Here is a 6,754-nt window from a genome sequence, read left to right as displayed (position 1 = left end):
ATTTTCAGCCTGATACAGATTAACAGAATTTGCCTGGCGGCTTTAGCGCGGTGGTCCCACCTGACCCCATGCCGAACTCAGAAGTGAAACGCCGTAGCGCCGATGGTAGTGTGGGGTCTCCCCATGTGAGAGTAGGGAACTGCCAGGCATCAAACAAGTGAAGAGGCCATCCGGAAGGATGGCCTTTTTGCGTTTGTTTGCTGAAAAACGGCAGGCCGGGTAAGGCGAAGCCGCCACCCGGCAACTCAGAGCGTACTATCCCTGACAAACATTCAAACGAAGCAATTGCCGCTGATGGAAACGCCCAAGGATCAGCACCGTCGTTAACGCACCAAGCAGCGCGCAAAACATATCAGACTGGGTATCCCATGGATCGCCCTGCGTCCCCAGAAAATCATCCGCACCCTGTCCCATTGCCAAAGCTGCCCACCACTCAATGAGTTCATAGGTGGCGCTAATGGCCAGAGCAACACAGCACACCAGAAATCCCGTCATCTTATGTCCACGAACATACCCACCGCGCAGCAGAATTTCTCGCGCTGCCAGTGCGGGAACCAGCCCCTGGAAGAAGTGACCGAGCTTGTCATACGGATTTCGGCTAAGCCCGAGCACCTCCTGAACCTCAAAACCAACCGGAACCTTTGCATAGGTGTACATACCACCAACCATCAGAATGATGGCGTGGAAGAAAACCAGGGTATAGAGAAGGGGAGTCAGGGGGTATCGCCGATGCGTGGCAAGCAGAAGTGGGATGATGATAATGACGGGCGTCACCTCCATCAGCCAGGTGATGCGATCGCTCGTGAACAGGCCGGTATAAAACAGGATCAACAGCAGGAGCAGTGACCCGACTTTTAAAGCAGATAAGGTCATATCATTTTCATTGTCAGGGAAAAAAATCACTATTACCTGACAGAAGGGAAAATTCAATGCGTAGCAGATACAGAAAAGCAAAAACCCAGCCATAGGCTGGGTTCTTTAAATAGTGGTGCCCGGACTCGGAATCGAACCAAGGACACGGGGATTTTCAATCCCCTGCTCTACCGACTGAGCTATCCGGGCAACGGAGCGCATTAAACCGCAATCGCGCGCGATCGTCAACATTATTTCGGGAAAAGCTGTTCAACTGCTTAAGTTTGCGGCAATCTGTCCGTTTGTGCCCTGGAATTGCACAAATCTTCCAGACAGTTCAGGCAAGATGTGACAATGCTGACGGTAAGAGGAGGGCAGTATGGCAAACGACTGGCTTGAGCTGCGTCAGCATGCAGAAACAGGTATTGAGACAATTAAGGCGCATTTCGAAGGACATGCCTTTGATCCCCACTGGCATGATAGCTATCTGGTCGGAATAACCCTTTCCGGCACCCAGCAGTTCCACTGTCGCCGTGAACGCCACCGTAGCCAGCCGGGCGATGCTTTTTTACTTGAGCCCGGGGAGATCCATGACGGTGATGCGCCGATAGAGGGGGGCTTTACTTATCTGACCTTTTATCTGGATGAACACTGGCTCACCCGTACGCTTCAAGGGCTGTACGACTCTACTCCCGGGAGCTACACCCTCCACTTTGCCCAAACGCTGACGCGAGAGCCTCAGTTGGTGCGCGCTATCGGTGATACATTTGCCTCGTTGCATAACGATGAGATGAAGATCGTCCAACAGAGCACAATGGATAACCTGCTCTCTCAGATCACTGCCCACTGCCACTGGCGTAAGAAACTCCCGTCTCAGCTACAAAGCTCCGCCGTGGCGCATCGTGCCCGCGACTATCTCTATGCGCATATCGGCGAGAACGTGGGGCTGTCAGACCTTGCCCGTGAGACGGGTATAGATCGCTTTACGCTCACCCGCTGTTTTAAGCGCGAATTTCACCTGGCGCCGCACGCCTGGCTTATCCAGCTGCGCCTGGCAAAGGCCCGACAGATGCTGGCGTGTGGGGAACTGCCTGTTGATGTTGCGGCGGCAGTGGGTTTTGCCGATCAAAGCCATCTTGGTCGCTGGTTCCAGCGGGCATACCGTATTTCTCCGGCACACTACCGTCGGTTGTGCACAAACCTTCCAGACGTTTCCAGAAAATAACGGCACATTCGTGGCTCTAATAAAAAAGGAGTCACCTGTGAATTTATTACCCTTCCTGCTGTTTGCATTTGTCGCCTCGATTACACCGGGGCCAACCAATATTCTGGTACTGGCTAACAGTCAGCACTTTGGCGTAAAAAATACGTTTCCTGCGATCCTGGGCGGGTGTATTGCCGCCAGCGCTATTGTTCTGGTTTCAGGTGCTGGGGCAGGAGAAGTGTTACGCCAGTATCCGCTGATACGTCAGGTAATGAGCTGGGCGGGCGTGCTGTGGCTTTCCTGGATGAGCTGGCAGCTGTTTAGCGCCCCGGCCGCGAATCTCTCCTCCAGACGCCATGTCCGGTTTACCGCGCGGGCGGCGGCGTTATTACAGGTTGTAAACCCAAAAACGTGGATGATGGCGCTGGCAGTTGTCAGCCTGTTTGCTCCGGCAAGCGACCATGCATTTCGGGATGTTGCGCTGATGGCGCTATGGTTTCTGGCGATCTCCGTGGCTTGTTTGTTGTGCTGGGCGTGGCTGGGGAAGGCGGTGAACCGGATTTTCCGCACCACCGTGGCGATGGTGCGATTTCAGCGCGCGATGGCGCTGTGCTTGTTTATTTCCGCCTGGACGGGAATGCTGGCTTAGGTCAGAGCACCACCCATACGACACTGCGCGAACCGCAAAATATCTTCCGCCAGACGGTGCGCCGTATCCACATCCGCCTGGCTACGGTTCACCAGCATGCGGCTCAGGCAACCTTCCAGCACCAGCTCCATCTGCTTCGCGACCATTGCCGGATCATCCACTTCAAGCGTGGTCAGCAGCTCGTGTGTGAACTCGTGCGCGGCACGTTTTTGCTGATCTGCCAGTTGATGGATGGGGTGTCCGGGATCCGGATAGTAGGTGCAGGCGGCGATAAACAGACAGCCTGGGTAACGGTTGTTGGTTACACACTCCGTCAGTGCGGTATAGCGCGCCAGCAGCTTTTGCTCGGTGGTCAGCTCTTCATTCAGCATCAGCTGCCTGCGCCAGATATCCACCTGCTGGCTGAGATAGCGCAGGGCATCATACAGCAGCGCCTCTTTATCCGGCCAGAAGCGCTTAAGTTCATCCAGAGGGTAATCAATACGGTCGGCGACCATCTCAAGCGTGGTGCTGGCGATCCCTTGAATCTCAAGCAATTGCAGGGCTTGTCCCAGTACGTCTTCGCGTTGCACGGTTATCTCCTCCGCTATTCCCAACGGTTTGTCCCGTCTAAAGTGTTGTTTACGGTTGGCGATTGCGCAAATGCGCGTTGAATGTCGTTGCGTCCATAAACCCGGTTACACGCTGCGTCGGCTGTTCTTCCCCCTGTTCATTGAAGAACAGGATGGTAGGCAGCCCGAGCACATTAAGTTGCTTCAGTAGAGCCTTATCCTGCGCGCTGTTGGCGGTAACGTTCGCCTGGAGCAGAACGGTATCGCTCAGCGCATGTTGTACCAGCGGATCGCTGAAGGTGTATTTTTCAAACTCTTTGCAGGCCACGCACCAGTCGGCGTAGAGATCGAGCATGACCGGTTTGCCTTTCGCCTGCGCCAGGGCGCGGTTAAGGTCATCCACGTTCTTAATCTGTATAAAATTCAGATGAGCCTGCGTTTGACCTGCCGGGGTGCCAAACGCCCAGTCCTGTAGTGGACGGACGCTCACCAGCGCGGCCGCCAGCAGAAGGATCTGTAGCAGGCGCATCCACGGTTTCTTCGCCCCCAGACTCACGATAAACGCCCAACTGAAGAAGGCCACGCCGAGCATCGCCCACAGACGTGTACCCCACACATCACCAATGATGCGCTCCAGCAGGAATACCGGTAGCGCCAGAATGACAAAACCAAACGCGGTTTTCACCGTCTCCATCCACGGTCCGCTCTTCGGCAGCAGACGATTGCCAAACACCGTCACCAGGATCAGCGGCAGGCCCATGCCGAGCGCGTAGAGGTACAGCGTGCCGCCGCCGAGCCACAGGTTGCCGCTCTGAGCAATGTATAACAGGATGGCGCTCAACGGCGCAGTGGTGCAGGGGGAGCAAATCAGCCCGGCGATGGCACCCATGGCGAACACGCCGCCCGCAGAGCCACCCTGCTGACGGTTGCTCATCAGCGTCAGACGGGTTTGCAGGGAAGAGGGCAGTTGCAGGGTGAACAGGCCAAACATCGACAGCGCCAGCAGAATAAACACCGCTGACAGACCGATAAGCACATAAGGGTGCTGAAGGGCGGCCTGGAACTGCAATCCGGCAGCAGCGACCACGAGGCCGAGCGCCGTATAGGTTAACGCCATGCCCTGCACATAGATAAAGGCCAGCAACAGCGCGCGGGTAGTGGAAAGGCGTTGTTTACCGCCCAGCACGATGCCAGAGATAAGCGGGTACATGGGCAGTACGCAGGGCGTAAAGGCGATGCCGATACCAATCAATAACGCCCAAAGCGCTGAGAACGGAAGGTCTGAAGCGGCTTTGCCTTCGCCCCTCTCCCCTGAGGGGAGAGGGGAGGCCGCCGCTTTCACTTCGCTAAGCGGAACGACCTTTGTTTCAGGGGGATAGCAGAAGCCCGCATCGGCGCAGCCCTGATACGTCACCGTCAGGGTAGCGCCTTTATCCGCCTGATTCACCGTGACGGGCACGCTTAAGCGCTGACGATAAATTTCACTCTTACCGTAGAACTCGTCCTCGTGCCACTCGCCAGCGGGCATCTGCAATGCGCCGACGTTCGCCTTTGCCGGCGTGATGCTGACCTGCTTGCGATAGAGGTAGTAACCCTCTTTCACCTGCCAGGTGAGACTGAGATCGTGCTGGTTTTGCTGAAAGTCGAAAACGAACGCCTGGTCGGCAGGAATAAAGTTCGAACGGCCGGGTGCGTCAAACAATCCGGCAAAAGCTGACGTGCTGCACAGCAGCAGGATCAGCGTAATGAAGCGTTGAGCCATGAGAGATAATCGTTATCGCCGTGGACCACTGGCAGAACCAGCAGCTCCGGGGTTTGGTATGGATGATGAGACTTGAGGCAGTCGAGGAGCGCCTGCTGGTTTGTCAGGTTGGTTTTGAGCAACATCTGGACTTCGTACTCTTGCTCCAGCTTACCTTCCCAGTAATAAAGGGAGGTGGCGCCGGGAAGAAGTGTGACACAGGCAGCCAGTTTTTCGGCCAACACTTTGGCGGCCAGATCCTGGGCAGAAGCTTCATCAGGGGCGGTGCACAGTACAACAACAGCATCAGGCGTGTTCACAAGTCGACCTCCTCATCACGAAAGTCTTCACTATATCACGCAAGGCGGTTGGTCATTAATGAAACGGGCCGCAGAGCGGCCCGATTTTAACTATTTTTACAACGGCTAATCGTTTACAGCACAATGCCGCCGATGATAAAGCCGAGGATCACGCAGAGCGTAATCGCCACCACGCCCGGGATCAGGAACGCGTGGTTAAACACGTATTTACCAATACGGGTTGAGCCAGTGTCATCCATCTCAACCGCGGCCAGCAGGGTTGGGTAGGTGGGCAGCACGAACAGGGCGGAAACCGCTGCAAAAGAGGCAATCGCCGTCAACGGCGTCACGCCCAGCATCAGTGCCGCAGGCATCAGCGCTTTGGTGGTCGCAGCCTGGGAGTACAGCAGCGTCGCGGCAAAGAACAGCACTACTGCCAGCAGCCACGGATAGTTGTGCAGCAGGTCGCCTGCAACGGTCTGGATATCGCTAATGTGCGCTTTCACAAAGGTATCGCCGAGCCACGCCACGCCCAGCACGCACACGCAGGCGCTCATACCGGATTTGAAGGTGCTGGCGTTCAGCACTTCGCTGGTGTCGATTTTACAGGTGATGCTAATCAGCGTCGCGATGGTCAGCATAAATACCACAATGGCTTCGTTACGCGGCAGAACCGGGTTCTGGATCAGACCTACCGTATCGCTGATGGCGGTGGCGTAGAACATCACGGCGACGATACCAATCAGGAACAGCAGCACGGAGCGTTTTGCATGCGGCTTCAGCTCGAAGACCTGGCTACCGCGCAGGCTCACTTCACCTTTTGCCAGACGTTCCTGGTAAACCGGATCGTCTTTCAGCTCGGCGCCGAGGAAGTTACACAGCACGGCAGTGATCATTACCGCAATCAGCGTCACCGGAATACAGATTGCCAGCAGCGTCAGGTAACTTACGCCCATCGGCTCAAGGATACCCGCGAAGAAGACCACCGCCGCGGAAATGGGCGAGGCGGTAATCGCAATCTGGGAGGCGACCACGGCAATAGAAAGAGGGCGAGACGGGCGAATACCCTGCTCTTTCGCCACTTCGGTGATTACCGGCAGCGTGGAGAAAGCGGTATGGCCGGTACCGGCGAGAATGGTCATAAACCAGGTCACCAGCGGGGCAAGGAAGGTGATGTATTTCGGATGGCGACGCAGCATTCGCTCCGCCAGGCTCACCAGGTAGTCCATGCCGCCCGCGACCTGCATGGCCGCGATAGCAGCAATAACCGCCATGATGATTTCGATAACGTCAAAAGGGATTGCGCCGGGTTTAATCTGAAAGATCAGGGTAAGTACAAGCACCCCGAGACCGCCGGCAAAACCGATGCCGATACCCCCGAGTCGTGCGCCAAAATAAATCGCCAACAGGACGATGACGAGTTCTGCTCCAAACATAAAGACCTGCCTTGCTCATTAA

The 6,754-nt window shown here is 55.9% G+C and carries 7 protein-coding genes, 1 tRNA gene and 1 rRNA gene; 3 read left to right on the top strand and 6 right to left on the bottom strand.

Annotation, left to right across the window (positions count from 1 at the left end; genetic code table 11):
* Positions 1–32 precede the first annotated feature (32 nt).
* Positions 33–148: ribosomal RNA gene (rrf, locus tag SK54_RS21530) — 5S ribosomal RNA — on the top strand.
* A gap of 107 nt (positions 149–255) precedes the next feature.
* On the opposite strand, the gene SK54_RS21525 is transcribed toward rrf, so the two are convergent.
* On the bottom strand, positions 256–873 hold the full coding sequence (locus SK54_RS21525; RefSeq protein WP_048247976.1) for a DUF2238 domain-containing protein: 618 nt from the start codon (positions 871–873) through the stop codon (positions 256–258).
* A gap of 113 nt (positions 874–986) precedes the next feature.
* A tRNA-Phe gene (locus SK54_RS21520) sits at positions 987–1,062 on the bottom strand.
* Positions 1,063–1,231: 169 nt separating this feature from the next.
* On the opposite strand from SK54_RS21520, the gene SK54_RS21515 reads away from it, so the two are divergent.
* Together SK54_RS21515 and SK54_RS21510 are read left to right on the top strand one after the other, a co-directional pair.
* Positions 1,232–2,077: an AraC family transcriptional regulator gene (locus SK54_RS21515; RefSeq protein WP_017694689.1), complete on the top strand. Its 846-nt coding sequence runs from the start codon at positions 1,232–1,234 to the stop codon at positions 2,075–2,077.
* A 37-nt stretch (positions 2,078–2,114) separates the two neighbouring features.
* On the top strand, positions 2,115–2,705 hold the full coding sequence (locus tag SK54_RS21510) for a LysE family translocator (protein WP_017694688.1): 591 nt from the start codon (positions 2,115–2,117) through the stop codon (positions 2,703–2,705).
* Here the strand turns inward: SK54_RS21510 and SK54_RS21505 are convergent.
* From SK54_RS21505 to SK54_RS21490, 4 genes are all read right to left on the bottom strand, one after another.
* Complete coding sequence (locus SK54_RS21505; RefSeq protein ID WP_017383972.1) at positions 2,702–3,277, bottom strand: transcriptional regulator; 576 nt, start codon at positions 3,275–3,277, stop codon at positions 2,702–2,704. The genes SK54_RS21510 and SK54_RS21505 overlap by 4 nt on opposite strands.
* A 49-nt stretch (positions 3,278–3,326) precedes the next feature.
* Positions 3,327–5,018: a protein-disulfide reductase DsbD gene (locus SK54_RS21500; protein WP_017694687.1), complete on the bottom strand. Its 1,692-nt coding sequence runs from the start codon at positions 5,016–5,018 to the stop codon at positions 3,327–3,329.
* The gene (cutA, locus tag SK54_RS21495; protein ID WP_003855908.1) at positions 4,994–5,317 is read right to left on the bottom strand and encodes a divalent cation tolerance protein CutA; all 324 of its coding nucleotides are present in this window, start codon (positions 5,315–5,317) and stop codon (positions 4,994–4,996) included. Before cutA ends, SK54_RS21500 begins: the two co-directional genes overlap by 25 nt.
* Before the next feature lie 113 nt (positions 5,318–5,430).
* Positions 5,431–6,732, bottom strand: a complete 1,302-nt coding sequence (locus tag SK54_RS21490; protein ID WP_047728100.1) for an anaerobic C4-dicarboxylate transporter — start codon at positions 6,730–6,732, stop codon at positions 5,431–5,433.
* Between the last annotated feature and the right edge of the window lie 22 nt (positions 6,733–6,754).

The sequence above is a fragment of the Enterobacter sp. MGH120 genome, assembly GCF_001037725.1.
GTDB classification, from domain to species: Bacteria; Pseudomonadota; Gammaproteobacteria; order Enterobacterales; family Enterobacteriaceae; genus Enterobacter; species Enterobacter hormaechei_C.
The sequence above is the reverse complement of the archived record's forward strand: the minus strand, read 5'-3'. Positions and strand labels throughout refer to the sequence as shown.

Bases quoted from the DNA above. Each gene is read 5' to 3' on its own strand.
- SK54_RS21525 (WP_048247976.1), bottom strand. From the start codon at position 873: ATGACCTTATCTGCTTTAAAAGTCGGGTCACTGCTCCTGCTGTTGATC.
- SK54_RS21515 (WP_017694689.1), top strand. From the start codon at position 1,232: ATGGCAAACGACTGGCTTGAGCTGCGTCAGCATGCAGAAACAGGTATT.
- SK54_RS21490 (WP_047728100.1), bottom strand. From the start codon at position 6,732: ATGTTTGGAGCAGAACTCGTCATCGTCCTGTTGGCGATTTATTTTGGC.
- SK54_RS21500 (WP_017694687.1), bottom strand. From the start codon at position 5,018: ATGGCTCAACGCTTCATTACGCTGATCCTGCTGCTGTGCAGCACGTCA.